Origin of the sequence: Caldanaerobius fijiensis DSM 17918, assembly GCF_900129075.1 — a bacterium.
Classification (GTDB): Bacteria; Bacillota; Thermoanaerobacteria; order Thermoanaerobacterales; family Caldanaerobiaceae; genus Caldanaerobius; species Caldanaerobius fijiensis.
The window spans coordinates 38,957-57,030 of record NZ_FQVH01000017.1; the positions used below are offsets into that span (position 1 = coordinate 38,957).

Annotated in this window: 16 protein-coding genes and 1 rRNA gene; all 17 read left to right on the top strand. The window is 42.8% G+C overall.

From position 1 onward, the window contains the following. Positions 1-2 precede the first annotated feature (2 nt). Entirely contained in the window at positions 3-1,271 is a 1,269-nt protein-coding gene (gene leuC, locus BUB87_RS08120; protein ID WP_073343915.1) for a 3-isopropylmalate dehydratase large subunit, read from the top strand. Further along, a complete protein-coding gene (gene leuD / locus BUB87_RS08125) occupies positions 1,267-1,761 on the top strand; it encodes a 3-isopropylmalate dehydratase small subunit (protein WP_084111057.1) in 495 nt (164 codons plus the stop codon). Before leuC ends, leuD begins: the two co-directional genes overlap by 5 nt. Beyond that, a complete protein-coding gene (gene leuB / locus BUB87_RS08130) occupies positions 1,754-2,827 on the top strand; it encodes a 3-isopropylmalate dehydrogenase (RefSeq protein ID WP_073343866.1) in 1,074 nt (357 codons plus the stop codon). The genes leuD and leuB overlap by 8 nt, the downstream gene beginning before the upstream one ends. 5 nt (positions 2,828-2,832) lie before the next feature. Further along, positions 2,833-4,509 carry a dihydroxy-acid dehydratase gene (gene ilvD, locus BUB87_RS08135; RefSeq protein ID WP_073343869.1) on the top strand — a complete coding sequence of 559 codons (1,677 nt, stop codon included), beginning with the start codon at positions 2,833-2,835 and terminating at the stop codon, positions 4,507-4,509. Continuing rightward, entirely contained in the window at positions 4,510-6,177 is a 1,668-nt protein-coding gene (gene ilvB / locus BUB87_RS08140; protein WP_073343872.1) for a biosynthetic-type acetolactate synthase large subunit, read from the top strand. Between the two features lie 150 nt (positions 6,178-6,327). Beyond that, on the top strand, positions 6,328-6,849 hold the full coding sequence (locus tag BUB87_RS08145; RefSeq protein ID WP_073343875.1) for a helix-turn-helix domain-containing protein: 522 nt from the start codon (positions 6,328-6,330) through the stop codon (positions 6,847-6,849). Between the two features lie 10 nt (positions 6,850-6,859). After that, the gene (locus BUB87_RS08150; RefSeq protein ID WP_073343878.1) at positions 6,860-7,765 is read left to right on the top strand and encodes a quinate 5-dehydrogenase; all 906 of its coding nucleotides are present in this window, start codon (positions 6,860-6,862) and stop codon (positions 7,763-7,765) included. Positions 7,766-7,815: 50 nt separating this feature from the next. Then, a complete protein-coding gene (locus BUB87_RS08155; RefSeq protein WP_073343881.1) occupies positions 7,816-8,919 on the top strand; it encodes an NAD(P)H-binding protein in 1,104 nt (367 codons plus the stop codon). 193 nt (positions 8,920-9,112) lie between these two features. After that, the gene (locus BUB87_RS08160; RefSeq protein ID WP_073343884.1) at positions 9,113-10,870 is read left to right on the top strand and encodes a phosphoenolpyruvate carboxykinase (GTP); all 1,758 of its coding nucleotides are present in this window, start codon (positions 9,113-9,115) and stop codon (positions 10,868-10,870) included. A 101-nt stretch (positions 10,871-10,971) separates the two neighbouring features. Further along, on the top strand, positions 10,972-11,679 hold the full coding sequence (locus BUB87_RS08165) for a tRNA 2-thiocytidine biosynthesis TtcA family protein (RefSeq protein WP_073343887.1): 708 nt from the start codon (positions 10,972-10,974) through the stop codon (positions 11,677-11,679). Between the two features lie 99 nt (positions 11,680-11,778). Further along, on the top strand, positions 11,779-12,696 hold the full coding sequence (nadA, locus tag BUB87_RS08170) for a quinolinate synthase NadA (RefSeq protein WP_084111054.1): 918 nt from the start codon (positions 11,779-11,781) through the stop codon (positions 12,694-12,696). 15 nt (positions 12,697-12,711) lie between these two features. Continuing rightward, positions 12,712-14,268, top strand: a complete 1,557-nt coding sequence (gene nadB / locus BUB87_RS08175) for an L-aspartate oxidase (RefSeq protein WP_073343890.1) — start codon at positions 12,712-12,714, stop codon at positions 14,266-14,268. Positions 14,269-14,285: 17 nt separating this feature from the next. Continuing rightward, positions 14,286-15,119 (top strand): carboxylating nicotinate-nucleotide diphosphorylase, encoded by an 834-nt coding sequence (gene nadC, locus BUB87_RS08180; protein WP_073343893.1) that lies wholly within the window; start codon positions 14,286-14,288, stop codon positions 15,117-15,119. A 176-nt stretch (positions 15,120-15,295) separates the two neighbouring features. After that, a complete protein-coding gene (gene greA / locus BUB87_RS08185) occupies positions 15,296-15,769 on the top strand; it encodes a transcription elongation factor GreA (protein WP_073343896.1) in 474 nt (157 codons plus the stop codon). A 27-nt stretch (positions 15,770-15,796) separates the two neighbouring features. Next, on the top strand, positions 15,797-17,314 hold the full coding sequence (lysS, locus tag BUB87_RS08190; RefSeq protein ID WP_073343900.1) for a lysine--tRNA ligase: 1,518 nt from the start codon (positions 15,797-15,799) through the stop codon (positions 17,312-17,314). Between the two features lie 213 nt (positions 17,315-17,527). Beyond that, positions 17,528-17,716: a hypothetical protein gene (locus BUB87_RS14130; RefSeq protein WP_143156643.1), complete on the top strand. Its 189-nt coding sequence runs from the start codon at positions 17,528-17,530 to the stop codon at positions 17,714-17,716. 145 nt (positions 17,717-17,861) lie between these two features. Beyond that, positions 17,862-18,074 (top strand): 16S ribosomal RNA (locus BUB87_RS08195); the annotation flags it as partial.

The window sequence follows — 18,074 nt, forward strand, 5'->3', positions numbered from 1 at the left end:
GAATGGGAATGACGATGACGCAAAAAATCCTGGCAAAACATGCAGGATTGGATAAGGTGGTACCAGGTCAACTTATAAAAGCAAAAGTGGATATGGTACTGGGAAATGATGTGACATCTCCTGTAGCTATCAAAGAATTTGAAAAATTGGGCCTGGATCGGGTCTTTGATGTGAACAGGATAGCGTTGGTGCCTGATCACTTTACTCCCAATAAAGATATAAAGTCAGCAGAACAGGCCAATGTAATAAGAAAATTTGCTAAAAAATACGGCATTGTAAATTACTTTGAGGTAGGCCGTATGGGCATCGAACACGCCTTGCTTCCTGAACAGGGCCTTGTAGGACCCGGTGATGTGGTAATAGGCGCCGATTCCCATACGTGCACCTACGGCGCTTTAGGGGCGTTTTCTACGGGTATAGGCAGTACTGACATGGCTGCGGCCATGGCTACAGGGGAGGCCTGGTTTAAGGTGCCACAGGCTATAAAGTTTGACTTAAAGGGCAAATTGAACAAATGGGTCAGCGGAAAAGACGTTATTCTGTACATCATAGGGATGATAGGTGTTGATGGAGCTCTATATATGTCCATGGAGTATACAGGGGAAGGCCTGAAATCTTTGACCATGGATGATAGGTTCACCATAGCTAACATGGCCATAGAGGCGGGTGCCAAGAACGGCATATTCGACGTTGATGAGGAGACTTTAAACTATGTAAAGGGAAGGGCTAAAAGACCTTATGAAGTGTTTAAGGCCGATGAAGATGCCGAATACGAAAGAATCTATGAAATCGACCTGAGCGGTATAAGGCCTCAGGTGGCATTTCCCCATCTCCCTGAGAATACCAAGCCTATAGATGAGGCCAGAGGGGTAAAGATCGACCAGGTGGTCATAGGTTCTTGCACCAATGGCCGTATAAAGGATATGGAAGAGGCTTATCAGATACTTAAAGGGAGAAAAGTGCATCCCGATGTGAGGCTGATCATATTCCCGGCTACTCAGGAAATATATCTGGAGTGCTTGAAACGCGGTTATATTGAAGAGTTTATAAAAGCGGGTGCTGCTGTCAGCACGCCAACGTGCGGTCCGTGTCTGGGAGGTCATATGGGTATACTGGCAAAAGGTGAAAGGGCGTTGGCAACGACTAATCGCAACTTTGTCGGCAGAATGGGTCATCCAGAAAGCGAAGTTTATCTGGCCAGTCCCGCTGTGGCTGCAGCATCAGCTGTAGCAGGTTATATAGAGGATCCGGAGGTGGTATTAAATGATTAAAGGAAATGCCATAAAATACGGAGATAACGTGGATACGGATGTAATAATACCAGCTAGGTATTTAAACACCTCAGAGCCATCAGAGCTTGCCAGGCACTGCATGGAAGATCTGGATGCGACTTTTAAAGACAGGGTTAAGCCGGGCGATATCATCGTGGCAGGTAAGAATTTTGGTTGCGGTTCATCCCGTGAACATGCTCCTATAGCCATAAAGGCATCCGGCATATCCTGTGTCATAGCCCGTACCTTTGCCAGGATATTTTACAGAAACGCCATAAATATAGGTCTTCCTATACTGGAATGCCCTGAGGCGGTGGACGGGATAGATGACGGCGATGTGGTAAGCGTGGATTTTAATACAGGGGTAATCTACAATGAAACCAAAAATCTCACCTTTCATGCAGCGCCATTTCCTGAGTTTATCCAGGAGATCATAAAGCACGATGGACTGATAAATTATGTGAAGGCGCAGGTGAATAAGAATGTATAAGATAGCGGTGTTACCAGGCGATGGGATAGGCCCTGAAGTGGTAAATGAGGCGCTCAAGGTCTTAAATGCCATTGAGCGTAAGTACGGAGTAGATTTTGAAACAGCTATATACCCTTTTGGAGGTATTGCTATAGACAAAACCGGTGATCCATATCCTGCGGAGACCCAGGAGGCGTGCTTAAAGAGTGATGCCGTTCTTCTAGGGGCAGTAGGCGGGCCTAAGTGGGATGCATTGCCTGGCAGCAAAAGGCCTGAAGCCGGATTATTGGCCCTCAGGAAGAGCCTCAATGTATATGCGAATCTAAGGCCTGCGATCCTTTACGAGCCTCTTAAAAATGCATCGCCTTTGAAAGCAGAAATAGTCGGCGATGGACTGGACGTGCTGGTGGTAAGAGAGCTTACAGGCGGCATCTACTTTGGTACAAGGGGCAGGGAAAAAACCGATACAGGCTATAAAGCTTACGATACGGAGATCTATTCAACTGAAGAGATAAAGCGCATAGCAAAGGTGGCCTTTGATGCTGCTATGAAGAGAAAAAAGAAGGTAACATCAGTAGATAAGGCCAACATATTGGAGAGTTCCAGGTTGTGGAGGGAGACGGTGGAAGAGGTTGCCAAAGATTACCCTGAGGTTACCCTTGAACACATGTATGTGGACAATGCCTCCATGCAGCTTATCAAAAATCCCCGCCAATTTGATGTTATCGTGACCAGCAATATGTTTGGGGACATTTTGAGCGACGAGGCTTCCATGCTTACAGGTTCTATAGGTATGCTTCCCTCGGCTAGCTTGCGGGATGACAGAGTGGGCTTATATGAACCTGTACACGGCTCGGCCCCTGATATCGCGGGTACCAAAAAGGCTAATCCTCTTGCGACGATATTGTCGGTGGCTATGATGTTGAGGTATTCCTTTGATATGGAGGATGCCGCTAGAGATATTGAAGATGCGGTGTTATCGGTTTTAAAGAAGGGTTATAGAACCCAGGATATAATGCAGGATGGCATGATTCTTGTAAATACGGTAGAGATGGGAGATCTGGTTGTTGAAGAGATAAGGGGGTAAGCGGTATGGATGAGCTGAGTAAAAACGTAAAAGCTGGCGTGGAGAAAGCGCCGCACAGATCGCTTTTGTATGCTTTGGGAATTACGGATGAGGAGATGAAAAGGCCTTTTATCGGTGTTATAAGCTCTAAGAGCGAGATAATACCTGGTCATCTACACCTGGATAAAATAGCAGAGGCGGTAAAAGCAGGTATCAGGATGGCAGGGGGTGTCCCCTTTGAGATAAATACCATTGGTGTGTGCGATGGTATAGCTATGAATCACACGGGAATGAAATACTCTTTAGCCAGCCGTGAGCTTATAGCCGACAGCGTAGAAGTGGTGGTGAGAGCCCATGCCTTTGACGGCATAGTATTGATCCCCAACTGTGATAAGATCGTACCCGGCATGCTCATGGCAGCAGCCAGGCTTAATATACCTGCCATTGTAGTCAGCGGTGGGCCTATGCTGGCAGGCAGATTCCGCGGGCAGGATTCAGACCTCAGTAAGGTATTTGAAGCGGTAGGGGCGGTGTCCGCAGGAATGATGAGCGAGGATGAATTGCATGAGCTGGAACAGTACGCATGTCCTGGGTGTGGTTCCTGCTCAGGTATGTACACGGCTAATACCATGAATTGTCTTACAGAGGCTTTGGGCATGGGTTTGCCAGGCAATGGTACCATACCTGCAGTGTACGCAGAAAGAATAAGGCTTGCGAAGATGGCTGGTATGCGCATTATGGACCTGGTCCAAAAAGAGATTCGCCCCAGGGATATTATGACTCGAAATGCCTTCATCAATGCTTTTGCAGTGGATATGGCGTTAGGAGGTTCTACCAATACCGTTTTGCATTTGACAGCAATCGCCCATGAGGCTGGTGTGGAGATAAGCCTTGAAGATATAGACAGGATAAGCAATACAGTGCCCAACCTCTGCAAGCTTAGCCCTGCGGGTAAATACCACATTCAGGACTTATATGAAGCCGGTGGCATACAGGCTGTCATGGCGGAACTGAATAAAAAAGGCTATATAGACACGGGGCGTTTTACGGTCACAGGCAAGACCGTTGGAGAAAACATCAAAGGCGTTTCAGTTAGAAATCACGATGTGATAAGGCCTGTAGAGGAACCGTACAGCAAAACAGGTGGTCTTGCCATACTGAAAGGGAATCTGGCTCCTGATGGCGCTGTGGTAAAAGCGTCAGCGGTATCCCCTGAGATGATGGTGCATGAAGGGCCTGCCAGGGTGTTTGATTCGGAGGATGAGGCCATTGATGCCATATTAAAAGGCAAAATAAACAAAGGCGATGTGGTGGTTATAAGGTATGAGGGACCAAAAGGTGGTCCGGGTATGAGAGAAATGCTGAGCCCAACGTCGGCGCTGGCGGGGATGGGCTTGGATAAAGATGTGGCGTTGATCACCGATGGACGGTTCTCGGGCGCTACAAGAGGCGCGTCCATAGGCCATGTTTCTCCTGAAGCGGCAGAAGGAGGTCCTATAGCCGTACTCAAGGATGGGGATATCATATCTATAAATATACCTGAGCGCAAATTAGAGGTAAAATTGTCTGATGCGGAGTTGCATGAGCGCTTTAAGGTCTGGGTCAAAAAAGAACCACAGATAAAGAGCGGATACCTGAGAAGATACGCTGAAATGGTAACGTCAGCCAGCACAGGAGCGGTGTTTAAGCAAGGGGGGATGTGAATGAAGCTACAGGGGGCAGAGATCATCATAAGGTGTTTAAAGGATCTGGGAGTCGATGTGATATTCGGATATCCTGGTGGAGCTGTTTTGCCTATATACGATGCATTGTACGATTCGGATATAAAACATGTGCTGGTAGCCCATGAGCAGATGGCCGCTCATATGGCAGATGGCTATGCCAGGGTGACAGGTAAGCCTGGTGTTTGTTTTGCCACGTCAGGTCCCGGAGCTACCAATCTGGTTACAGGTATCGCTAATGCATACATGGATTCAGTGCCTATTATCGCCATAACAGGTCAGGTTGCCAGAAATCTCATAGGCAAGGACTCCTTTCAGGAGGTAGACATAGCAGGTATTACAATGCCTATTACAAAACATAATTACATCGTAAAAGACCCAGAAAAGCTGGCATATATCATCTATGAAGCCTTTGAAATCGCCACAACGGGTAGACCTGGTCCTGTCCTCATCGATGTGCCAAAAGATATTCAGGCCATGATGATAGAATATGAGCCTATAAATAGAAATTCTATAAATTATGAGCACAAGCCCAAGAAAAATATAAATTATGCTAATATAGAAAAGGCAGTGCAATTAATAGATCAAAGTGAGCGGCCTGTGATATATGCAGGGGGCGGAATAATATGCTCTGGAGCTTACGAAGAATTGAAAGAGCTGGCTGAAAAGGCTGACATTCCTGTGACCACATCCCTTATGGGGCTTGGAGCCTTTCCAGAAGATCACCCACTGGCATTGGGCTTTTTAGGGATGCATGGAAGCAAATACGCTAACATGGCTGTGTATAAGTCTGATCTGGTGATAGCTATCGGAGCCAGATTTAGCGATAGGGTTGCAGGAAAGGCTACAGGGTTTGCACCGGATGCAAAGATAATTCATATTGATATTGATGCGGCGGAGATCGGGAAAAACATAAAGACAAATGTGGGTATTGTAGGAGATGCAAAATCTGTTCTCAGAGAGCTTGTGCAGAAAGTAAAGCCTAATTATCATCATGAATGGCATAAACAACTGGCAGAAATGAAAGAAAAATATAAATTCAGGTATAATAGAGATGGCAAGCTAAAACCACAGTATATTGTGGAAAGAATTAGTGAGCTTACAAGTGGAGATGCTATAATAGCTACGGAAGTGGGGCAGAACCAGATGTGGGCTGCTCAGTATTATAAATTTACAAAGCCCCGCACTTTTATTACTTCAGGAGGATTGGGAACTATGGGATTTGGCTTACCTGCGGCTATTGGTGCACAGGTGGGTAAGCCAGATAAAAGAGTTATAAATATCGCTGGAGATGGCAGCATCAGGATGAATATAAAGTCGCTGGAGACAGCAGCCATATACAATATACCCGTTATTACAGTGATTTTAAATAACAATACACTGGGTATGGTTAGGCAATGGCAGACGCTCCTTTATAATAAACGGTATTCCCATACAGATTTGAATCCCAATCTCGATTTTGTAAAACTGTCAGAGGTTTACGGCGTTAGCGCGTGCAGGGTAACCAATGAAGAAGAGTTTAATGATGCGATTAAAAAAGCCCTTGGCGAAAATAAACCTGCGCTCATAGAATGCATGATTGATAAAGATGAAAAGGTATTGCCGTTTATCCCAGCAGGTGGTTCTGTAGAGGATACCATTGAAGAATAGGAATGGTATTTTTTAAATAACTGGCTCTCATCTCTCCAATTTATTGGGGAGAGAGCTGGTTATTTTTTTGCAAAAAAACCTTGCATTTTTTTATCTACGTAGTAAAATAATAAGCAAATGAGCACATTATGTGCACATAGAGGTGAAGTTATGAAAGTCGTCAACATTGGCGATAAGGTCATCAACATAGAGAAAGTTCACAGGATAATCGACAGGATATTTGAGATGAGGTCGAGAGGCTATTCACAGCAGGAGATCGCTTCAAGGTTTAATACCGATAGGACTTTTATATCGAGGTTAGAGAGTCTCGGAGAGGTAAGGCGCGGAGGTAATATCGCTGTCATCGGATTTCCCATCGGGAATAAGGCTGAAATCGAGCAGGTGCTGGATAAGCACGGTGTAGGATTTAAGCTGCTGTTATCAGAAAAAGAGCGTTGGGATTTCGTACTGGGTCTTTCGGGTCCTGAGCTGGTGAATAGGGTTATGGATCTGATAGCGGAGGTAAGGTCATATGACGTGGTGATCTTTTTGGGTTCTGACAAAAGGAGTGAAATAATCGAAGGGATATTAGACAACGATGTGATCACTGTAAATATTGGACCGTCGCCGCTTACACAGGATGTGTATGTGGAGCCGTCGGTTATAGAGGAACTTTTAAATTCGATAAAGTGAGGGAGTTGTTGTGAAAAGGATTGTGAGCGTAAGTGTAGGATCGTCAAAGCGAGATCATACGGCAGAAATCGATATACTCGGAGAAAAATTTGTCATTGAGAGGATAGGAACAGATGGGGATTTTAAGAAAGCCCTCCAGATGATAAAAGATCTGGACGGTAAAGTAGATGCGTTTGGTATGGGGGGAATAGACCTGTATGTTTACGGTGGCAATAAAAGATACATTATAAAAGATGCTGTACCTTTTAAAAAGGCTGCGCAGAAAACCCCTATAGTAGATGGATCAGGGCTTAAAAACACACTAGAAAGAAGGGTGATAAAGTATTTATCTGAGAATGGTATAGTGAATTTTAAGGGCAAGAAGGTGCTTATGACATGCGCCATGGACCGCTTTGGCATGGCTCAGGCTTTTGAACAGGAGGGGGCGGATCTTACCATAGGCGATTTTATTTTTTTACTTAATCTGCCTATACCCCTTAAATCCCTTAGATTGTTATATTTTCTAGCCGCCATACTGGCTCCCATTATAGTCAAATTGCCTTTTTCTATTATATATCCCGTAGGAAAAGAGCAGGAGGTAATAAAAGATAGGCATAGCAAATATTACAGGGATGCAGAGGTTATAGCGGGAGATTACCTCTTTATAAAGAGGTATATGCCCGTGGATATGACAGGTAAGACTATAATAACTAATACAGTTACAGCAGAAGATGTGAAATTGATGAGGGAAAGGGGTGTAGAGTTGCTGGTCACCACAACGCCTGAAATAAATGGTCGTTCTTTTGGCACCAACGTTATGGAAGCTGTTCTGGTATGCCTTGCAGGTAAGGCGCCTGAGGAGATGACACCAGAGGATTATAATACACTTCTGGATAAAATAGGTTTTAGACCAAGAGTGGAATATCTTCAAAAATAAATAAAAAAGCGGTTATTGAATATTAAGTTGAGTGGATGGAGGGAGTATAAATGCACACATTTGCTTTTTTGATACATCCCATAGAGTATGATGATATATTTAGAAAACTCAAATTTTTGCAAAAGGTACCTGTGGGCATAGTAAAAAGCCTTATGAAGGCATTACCGCCTGTAAAAGTTTCAAAAATAGAAGGAGTAAGGAGTGCATACGCTGCTACAGAAGGTTATTTTATAGGGGTTCCTCTGGTTTCAGATCAGATGATAAATCTACCGGAAGATTTTGTAATTAAAAAGATAATAAAGGCAGGCAAGCTAGCAGAGAAACTGGGAGCAGAAATCGTGGGCCTTGGAGCCATGACATCGGTGGTGGGTGATGCAGGTATAACTGTTTCAAAAAATTTGAATATTGCCGTTACTACGGGGAATAGCTATACTGTAGCTACTGCTATAGAAGGAACTATTAAAGCAGCGGAGATGATGGGCAAGGACATAAAGGATTGTAATGCTGTTGTAATTGGTGCTACGGGCTCTATAGGCAAGGTATGCGCAGAGATACTGGCAAGAGATGTAAAAGAACTTACGTTGGTGGCTCGAAATAGAGAAAGATTAAAGGATTTTGCCGAAACCCTTATGTACAGGACAGGGATATCTCCAAGTATTACCTCAAATGTGGATGAGGCCCTAATAAATGCAGATGTGGTGATAACGGTGACCAGTGCCGTAGATACCGTTATAAAGCCTGAGTATTTAAAACCCGGTGCAGTGGTTTGCGACGTAGCAAGGCCGAGAGATGTATCAAAAGAAGTGGTAGAGAAGAGAGACGATGTCTTAGTCATAGAAGGGGGAGTTGTGGAGGTCCCCGGTGATGTGGATTTTCATTTTAACTTCGGCTTTCCGCCTAAGACCAGCTACGCCTGTATGGCGGAGACCATGATTTTAGCCATGGAAGGGCGCATTGAAAATTATTCATTGGGAAGGGACATGACTGTAGAGCAGGTGGAAGAGATCGCTGCCCTTGCTAAAAAACACGGTTTTAAACTGGCAGGTTTCAGAAGTTTTGAAAAGGAAGTACCTATTGAAAAGATAAAAGAGATAAAGATGAATGCCAGAAGGAAAAAACTTAACATATCCACATACGACATGGGTAGTGTATAATTGCAAGAGCTTTATAATAAATTGCATATTTACTTTGGAGAATCAAAAATTTTAGTGAAGAATGGGCTGTATACGTTTTCACAACAGTGTATATTTGCAAGACATACTGTATACATATTCAAAATAGTTTTCTTTGTCGGATATATCTGATATAATATAGAATCAAAGGATAAATAAAAGAAAGGGGAAAGATATGATTACTACTAACAAGGCTGTTCTGGATTGGGTAGAAGAAATGGCAAGGCTCACAAAACCGGATAACATAGTATGGTTAGACGGGTCGGAAGAAGAGAAGCAGAAACTCATTAAGCAGGCCCTTGAAACGGGCGAACTACACGAACTAAATCAAGAAAAGCTTCCGGGCTGTTATTTACACAGGACCGCTGTAAGCGATGTAGCAAGGGTGGAACATAGAACGTTTATATGCACCAGAAATAAGGACGATGCAGGTCCAACCAACAACTGGATGGCTCCCGACGAGGCTTATTCAAAGCTGAGGAAATTATTTGACGGATCCATGAAGGGAAGGACGATGTATGTCATTCCATATATTATGGGCCCTGTGGGATCGCCTTTTAGCAAGGTGGGCGTAGAATTGACTGATAGTATCTATGTGGTCCTCAACATGAGGATTATGACGAGAATGGGCGATGTGGCTTGGCAGCAGCTAGGGGATTCGGATGAATTTGTAAAAGGGCTTCACTCCAAAGCGACATTGGACCCTGAAGAGAGGTATATTTGCCATTTCCCTGAAGACAATACTATATGGAGTGTAAATTCAGGTTATGGTGGAAATGTGCTCCTGGGTAAAAAATGCTTTGCATTAAGGATCGCAAGCTATATGGGCAGAAAGCAGGGCTGGATGGCTGAGCATATGCTCATACTGGGAGTGGAAGATCCTAAGGGAAATGTATCTTATGTGGCAGCGGCGTTCCCCAGCGCGTGCGGCAAGACAAATCTCGCAATGCTTGTGCCTCCTGAATATTATGCAAAGCAGGGATATAAGGTATGGACTGTTGGCGATGATATTGCATGGCTGAGGATTGGCGAAGATGGAAGGCTATGGGCAGTAAATCCTGAAGCAGGCTTTTTTGGAGTAGCGCCTGGAACCAGCTATAAGACCAATCCCAACGCTATGGAAACTATAAAGGCCAATACCATATTCACCAATGTTCTTCTAACCCCGGATAATACGGTTTGGTGGGAGGGCATGGGAGAACCGCCAGCCAGTGGTATTAATTGGAAAGGTGAGCCGTGGACGCCGGATAGCGGCGAAAAGGGAGCACACCCCAATGCTAGATTTACAGCACCTGCCAGTCAGTGCCCGTCGATTTCTCCAGAGTGGGAAAATCCCAAAGGAGTGCCCATTTCTGCGATAATCTTTGGTGGCAGAAGGGCGAAAGTAGCTCCCCTTGTTTATCAATCTTTTGATTGGAATCACGGCGTATATGTTGGGGCGACGATGGCATCAGAAACCACAGCAGCAGCTGCCGGCAAGGTAGGTGTGGTAAGACGTGACCCCATGGCTATGTTGCCTTTCTGCGGATACAACATGGCAGACTATTTTGCATACTGGCTTGAGATGGGCAAGAGGATACCCAATCCTCCCAAGATCTTCAATGTCAACTGGTTCAGAACGGATGATGAAGGCAATTTCCTCTGGCCGGGATTTGGCGAAAACATGAGGGTGCTGAAGTGGATAATAGACAGGTGCAATGGAAACGGTGAAGCGGTAGAAACGCCAATCGGCTATGTGCCAGCAAAAGGTGCCATAGATACCACGGGGTTGGATATCTCTGATGAGGTCATGGAGGAGCTATTGAGCGTTGATAAAGATGTATGGGCCGAGGAGATAAAAGATCAGGAGGAGTTCTTAAAACAGTTTGGTGACAGACTACCTGAGGAAATAATTGCCCAGAAAGAGGCATTGAAAAAGAGATTTGGATTATAAGCATTTGCATAAAAGGGTAACGCCAAAGTTACCCTTTTATTGCATTTAAAGGGCAGATCATTGGATTTATTGTGTAATTGCTTATTGTTAGAGGTGATTTAATGCAGCGCCTTGTTGGGAAGATAAGAAAAGCTATACAGGATTACAACATGATAGAAGAGGGCGATATAATAGCAGTTGGTGTGTCGGGAGGCAAGGACAGTATAACCCTTTTGTACGCTCTTTCCCTTTTACAGAAGTATTATCCTGTAAAGTTCAGGCTGATGGGGCTTACATTGACGATGGGTTATGAGGACATGGATTTTAGCAAAACCATGAATTTTTGCAAAGAGAATGGTATTGAATACCATATCAAAGAAACTCAGATAGCTAAAATCGTTTTTGATGTAAGAAAGGAGAAAAATCCCTGTTCGCTTTGTGCTAATTTGAGGAGGGGAGCTTTAAATAATTTTGCATTGGAGATGGGATGCAACAAAGTAGCGTTGGCCCACCACTATAATGATCTCATTGAGACTTTTTTGTTGAGCATTTTTTATGAAGGAAGGATAAATACATTTTTGCCCGTAACAAAGTTAGATAGAACGGGTTTAATTGTATTACGGCCTATGATATATGTAAAAGAGAGTGAGATAAAAGGGGTGGTCAGGCGATATGAGCTTCCCGTGGTACCCAATCAGTGTCCAGCTAATGGCAATACTAAAAGGCAGTATATAAAGGATCTTTTGAAGAGTTTATCAAAGGATATACCTGATCTGGAAAAACGTATATTTTCGGCATCTAAACATTTTTTTAATCTCATGAAAATTTGATTGGTCTGATTGAATAAATGGCATGATGGTGTTATTATAGTATTAATTATTTATTATTTGATTGATTGTTTACAAAAGGAACTTTCGAGAGGTGTAAATATGGATATAGATACAATTGATATGATTGAAGAAATCAAAAGGCTGAAAAGAGAGAAAAATGCAATTATCCTTGCCCATAATTATCAAGTTCCAGAGGTTCAGGATGTGGCAGACCTGGTAGGGGATTCTTTTGCTTTAAGCCAGGCGGCTGCCCGGACTGATAGCGACGTCATTGTTTTTTGCGGGGTTCATTTTATGGCCGAAAGCGCCAAAATATTATCGCCGGACAAAACTGTATTGTTGCCCGCCAGGGACGCCGGATGTCCCTTGGCTGACTTTGTATGGCCTGAAGCACTGGAGGCTAAAAAGAAGGAATATCCCAATGCTGCGGTGGTGTGTTATGTAAATTCGCCTGCATCTGTAAAAGCAATAAGCGACATATGCTGTACATCGTCAAATGCTGTTAAGATTGTAGAATCGCTGGACAGCGATGAGGTGCTTTTTGTACCAGATAAGAACCTGGGAACATATGTAGCCAACAAGGTTAAAGGTAAGAGAATTATTCCATGGGAAGGCTACTGCATAACCCATCACAGGATAAGCCTTGACGATGTTATAAAGGCCAGGGAGATGCACCCGGATGCAAAGATCCTGGTACATCCAGAAGTATCGCCTGAAATATGGCAATACGCTGATTTTATCGGAAGTACAGCTCAGATTATAGACTATGCCAGTAAGTCCGATAGCAAGGAATTTATCATAGGCACGGAGATGGGTATTTTACATAAATTGAAAAAGGATAATCCTGAAAAGACCTTTTACCTTCTTTCAAAAGGCCTTGTGTGCCCCAATATGAAGAAAACCAGACTGGAGGATGTATTAGATTCACTGAGAGAAATGCGATATGAAATCACCGTACCCGAGGATATAAGAGTGAGAGCGTTAAACGCCCTTGAAAAGATGCTAAATGTTAGATAATAGACGGGTGATTTGATGGAAAGGTATTTGATAAATTTTAATACAAAAGATGGTGATAACAGCAATTATGATGTTTTGATTATTGGCGGGGGTATAGGAGGTCTTTATACAGCGCTTTGCCTTCCTGAGAAGTTGCATGTAGCAGTGGTATGCAAGGGTTCTGTAGACGAAAGCAATTCGTATTTAGCTCAAGGGGGCATTGCTGCCAGCATAGGCGATGATGATAGAGAGCTTCATATAAAGGATACCATGGTTGCAGGGGCTTTTGAAAACGATGAAGATGCTGTTAGGGTGCTGGTGGAGGAATCACAGGGTGTTATTGAAGATTTGATAAACCTTGGAGTACCTTTTGATAGGGATGAAAACGGTAATTTATATAGGTCGCTGGAAGGAGGACATTCAATACCAAGGGTACTCCACGTCCATGGAGATGCTACGGGAAAAGGTATTATGGATACTCTCATAGAGGACGCCCGCCAGCGCAAAAACATAGATATATTTGAAAATTTGTTTGCGGTGGATATTTTAACGGGCAAAAACCGCTGCATAGGTGCTATATTGAGTAGTGGTGGACATATTAAGACCATTTGGTCTGATTTTGTGGTCATGGCTACGGGCGGGATAGGACAATTATACGCTAAAACCACCAATTCCAGGGTACTTACAGGCGATGGTATTGCCATGGCTATAAGAACGGGTGCTAAAATTGATGACATGGAGTATATACAGTTTCACCCCACGGCACTGTATTCGAAAAAAGAAGGAGAGAGATTATTTTTGATATCTGAAGCCGTGAGGGGTGAAGGGGGTATATTGAGAAATATCCATGGAGAAAGATTTATGGATAAATATGACGAAAGGATGGAGCTAGCGCCAAGGGACATTGTAGCGAGGGCCATATTTGATCAGATGAAAAAGACACAAAGCGATTTTGTGTACCTTGATGTTACCCATCTTAGCAGAGATTTTTTAAAGACACGATTTCCCACAATATACGAAACGTGCAGACATATGGGCGTAGATATGGCTGAAGATTACATTCCGGTTACACCCGTGGTTCATTACTTTATGGGCGGTATTAAGACGGATACCTGGGGGAGAACCAGCCTGGATAGGCTTTATGCGGTTGGCGAATGCGCCTGCACAGGAGTGCATGGAGCCAACAGGCTTGCCAGCAATTCTCTTTTAGAAGGATTGGTTTTTGGTAAGAGGATTGCACGAGATATAGCAAAACACTACGAAACAAGGGAAGTGGATGAAGATGATAAGGGGGTTCAGGAAATAGAGTTTAAGGCAAAGCGGGTTTATAACACTGTGGATTTTGACAGGTTGAAAAACGATCTTAAGGAAATTATGCTTTTAAATGTCGGTATAATTCGAAATGAAGATGATTTAAAAAAGGCTTTGAATTTTGTAAAGGGGAATATGGAGTTATTAGATAAAACTATTTTGGATGAAGTAGGTAAGATGGAAACTGCTAATATGTACCTGGTCGCCAGCTATATAATTGAGGGAGCCCTGAAAAACAAAAAAAGTGCTGGCAGCCATTATATCCAAAGTAAAGTATTATAGATATGTGGGGTGATTTTATGCTAAATTGGTTGGTAGTTGATGATTTGATACAGAACGCCCTTATAGAGGATATAGGTTTCGGCGATGTTACCACAGATTGCCTGATACCCAAGGAGCAGATTTCGGCAGGGAGATTTATCGCAAAGGAAGAAGGCATACTGGCCGGTATTGACGTGGCAAAAAGGGTGTTTGAATTATTGGACCAGGATATTTCTTTTAGAAAAAATTATCATGATGGTGATATATTAAACAAAGGTGATATAATTGCAGAAATCGAAGGTCACACTGCCGCTATTTTAAAAGGCGAAAGGGTGGCGTTGAATATATTACAGAGGATGTGTGGCATTGCCACCAAGACATATAGGGTTTGCTCACTTGTAAGGGATTACAATGTTAAAATTGTGGATACGAGAAAGACATTACCTGGCTTTAGGATGCTGGATAAATACGCCGTATTAGTAGGCGGAGGACACAATCACAGAATAAATCTCTCGGACCTTGTATTAATAAAAGACAACCACATAAAAGCCGTAGGCAGCATAAAAGATGCTGTGATGTTAGCGAAAGAGAAGGCGCCGTTTACAGTGAAAATAGAGGTAGAAGTGGAATCACTGGAGCAGCTGGAAGAAGCCATTGAAGCACGCGCTGATATAATAATGCTTGATAATATGGATGTGGAAACCATGCGAAAAGCTGTTGTGATTACGGATAAAAGGGCGTTGCTGGAGGCATCCGGAAATATCACAGAGGATAATGTAAGGGAAATAGCGTCGACAGGTGTTGATATAATATCCATGGGTAGTTTGACCCATTCTGTTAAAGCTCTTGATATTAGTTTGAGATTATTGTAAAGTGTTCACAGATGGCATTTATATTTCTTGACTTTTAATGTACAGTGCATTATAATATCCTTTATAAACAAAAATGTAATAAGCACTGCGTAAATGCGGTGCTTATTTGCATAAAGACATAAATTTTATTACGGAGGCATAGAATAAAAAAAGTATTTTACAAAGAGGGGAGATAAATGGCAAAGCAGACGATTTTAACATATGAAGGTTTGAAAAAGTTAGAAGAGGAATTAGAATACCTCAAAACTGTGAAAAGGCAGGAAGTGGCTGAAAGGATAAAACAAGCCAGGGCCTTTGGTGATCTCAGCGAAAATTCAGAATACGATGAGGCAAAAAATGAACAAGCCTTTGTAGAAGGCAGGATTGCCACACTGGAGGCTATGCTTAGAAATGCTAAGGTCATCGATGAAGAGGATATAACATTGGACAGAGTTAGCATTGGATGCACTGTAAAGGTATATGACGAAGACCTTGAAGAGGAAGTAGAATATACTATCGTGGGTTCCGCTGAAGCCGATCCGTCGAATATGAAGATTTCTGATGAGTCGCCTGTGGGCAAGGCTTTGTTGGGGCATCACGTAGGTGATGTAGTCGACGTAGAAGTTCCTGACGGGATTATTAAAATGAAAATTCTTGAAATCAGAAGATAATTATGCGTTGGATGGAGGAATTTACTGATGGAGCAGGAGATGAACTTAAATGAATTACAGCAGATAAGAAGACAAAAACTACAGCAGTTGTGTGAAACTGCTTATAATCCTTACGAAGTATTGCGCTTTGAGAGGACTAACTATTCGACGGATATTTTAAACAATTTTGAGTCCATGGAAGGCAAAGAAGTTGCTGTTGCAGGTAGGATTATGTCCATAAGAGGCCATGGTAAAGCCAGCTTTGTAGATTTAAAGGATCAAGAGGGTAAAATTCAGGTTTATTTTAGAATAAATGATGTAGGTGAAGAAAAATACGCTATATTTAAATTGTTAGATATTGGAGATATAATAGGAGTAAGGGGTGAAGTTTTTAAAACCCATAAGGGCGAAATATCTGTAAAAGCCCATGATTTTGTAGTAATGGCCAAGGCTATCCAGATATTGCCTGAAAAATGGCATGGACTTAAAGATATCGAGCTAAGATACAGGCAAAGGTATGTAGATCTGATCGTAAATGATGAGTCGAGGAAGAACTTTATAATAAGGAGTAAGCTCATCAGCAGAATGAGGCATTATCTGGATGCAAGAGGCTTTATGGAAGTAGAAACGCCTATTTTACAGACTATACCCGGTGGCGCAGCGGCAAGACCGTTTATAACCCATCATAATGCCCTTGATATAGATATGTACCTTAGAATAGCCACTGAGTTGTACTTAAAAAGGCTTATTATAGGTGGATTTGATAAAGTGTATGAAATAGGCAAGCAGTTTAGAAATGAAGGCATTGATGTCAAGCACAATCCTGAATTTACTACCATTGAGCTCTATCAGGCTTACACGGATCTTGATGGCATGATGGAATTGACGGAGAATATGATAAAGACGCTGGCCAAGGAAGTATTAGGTACCGATGTGCTTTTATATCAGGGTATTGAAATAGATCTGGCAAAACCCTGGACAAAGATGACCATGAGAGAAGCTGTGCTTAAGTATGCCGGTGTCGATTTTGATGATATACAGACTGATGAAGAAGCTAGAGAATTGGCGAAACAAAGGGGCCTTGAATTTGATGACAATGCTACAAAAGGGCAGATATTGAATCTGTTCTTTGAGGAATTTGCAGAAGAAAATCTAATCCAGCCCACGTTTATAACAGAATACCCAATAGAAGTATCGCCATTGGCAAAAAAGATTCCGGACAAGCAAGGTTTTACGTACAGGTTTGAACTTTTTATCTTTAAAATGGAGATCGCCAATGCCTTTTCTGAATTAAACGATCCATTTGACCAGAGAGAAAGGTTTGAGAAACAGGTAAAAGCAAGAGAGGCTGGAGACGAAGAGGCCCACAGGATGGATGAAGATTTTCTTACAGCTATGGAATATGGTATGCCACCGACGGGAGGATTAGGGATAGGCATTGATAGACTTGCTATGTTGTTCTCTAATTCTTATTCTATAAGGGATGTAATACTCTTCCCCACCATGAGGCCAAAAGATGTCAAGCAAACCAATGAAGGAAGGGAATCAGATCAATCGCAAAAATAAGGGAAGGAGAAGTCAATAAGGCTTCTCTTTTCTTTATTTTTGAAGTATATTAAACTATCCTGCCCGTTACTTCAATTTGGTACATATCGAGCCACCGGGTCTTTTTCTAACTTTTCTAGTAAATTATCCATTATTTTCTCCACCCCTTGAAATATTTAACTCCCTCTTGTTTTCCGTTAGCCTCCTCAAATAGAATTGTACGATGTAATATATATGAAGTCATTATACCTGAGAGTTTTGTTGCCATTTTGTGAATTTATCATTGATGATGTTGTGGTAAAGTATAAATCCCTCTTGACGTACCCCTTAAAGCTGTGGTATATTAATAAAGCCATCGCGAGAGGGGCAAGGGGACAAAAAAGTCGAGAGATACCCCTTGACAAAGAGACGAAACGATGGTAAAGTATAAGAGCTGTCGGGAGGGAGCAAAGAAGCCCTTGACAGACAGCCAGGTAAGTAGTAAAATAAGAAATCGTCAGCCGAGAGGCTGAGAGAACCTTGCCAATTAAACAGTGAGCGGGATACAATCTGTTTTGAGATATATATTTTACAAGAGAGTTTGATCCTGGCTCAGGACGAACGCTGGCGGCGTGCCTAACACATGCAAGTCGAGCGGAGGTAGTGGAGCTTGCTCAACTACCTTAGCGGCGGACGGGGGAGTAACACGTGAGCAACCTGCCTTTAAGACCGGGATAACACTTCGAAAGAGGTGCTAATACCGGATAACATTTATACACCGCATGGTGTATAAAGAAAGGGG

Coding starts and splice junctions, on each gene's coding strand:
- leuC (WP_073343915.1), top strand. CDS start 3: ATGGGAATGACGATGACGCAAAAAATCCTGGCAAAACATGCAGGATTG.
- leuB (WP_073343866.1), top strand. CDS start 1,754: ATGTATAAGATAGCGGTGTTACCAGGCGATGGGATAGGCCCTGAAGTG.
- ilvD (WP_073343869.1), top strand. CDS start 2,833: ATGGATGAGCTGAGTAAAAACGTAAAAGCTGGCGTGGAGAAAGCGCCG.
- ilvB (WP_073343872.1), top strand. CDS start 4,510: ATGAAGCTACAGGGGGCAGAGATCATCATAAGGTGTTTAAAGGATCTG.
- BUB87_RS08145 (WP_073343875.1), top strand. CDS start 6,328: ATGAAAGTCGTCAACATTGGCGATAAGGTCATCAACATAGAGAAAGTT.
- BUB87_RS08155 (WP_073343881.1), top strand. CDS start 7,816: ATGCACACATTTGCTTTTTTGATACATCCCATAGAGTATGATGATATA.
- BUB87_RS08160 (WP_073343884.1), top strand. CDS start 9,113: ATGATTACTACTAACAAGGCTGTTCTGGATTGGGTAGAAGAAATGGCA.
- BUB87_RS08165 (WP_073343887.1), top strand. CDS start 10,972: ATGCAGCGCCTTGTTGGGAAGATAAGAAAAGCTATACAGGATTACAAC.
- nadA (WP_084111054.1), top strand. CDS start 11,779: ATGGATATAGATACAATTGATATGATTGAAGAAATCAAAAGGCTGAAA.
- nadB (WP_073343890.1), top strand. CDS start 12,712: ATGGAAAGGTATTTGATAAATTTTAATACAAAAGATGGTGATAACAGC.
- nadC (WP_073343893.1), top strand. CDS start 14,286: ATGCTAAATTGGTTGGTAGTTGATGATTTGATACAGAACGCCCTTATA.
- greA (WP_073343896.1), top strand. CDS start 15,296: ATGGCAAAGCAGACGATTTTAACATATGAAGGTTTGAAAAAGTTAGAA.
- lysS (WP_073343900.1), top strand. CDS start 15,797: ATGGAGCAGGAGATGAACTTAAATGAATTACAGCAGATAAGAAGACAA.
- BUB87_RS14130 (WP_143156643.1), top strand. CDS start 17,528: ATGAAGTCATTATACCTGAGAGTTTTGTTGCCATTTTGTGAATTTATC.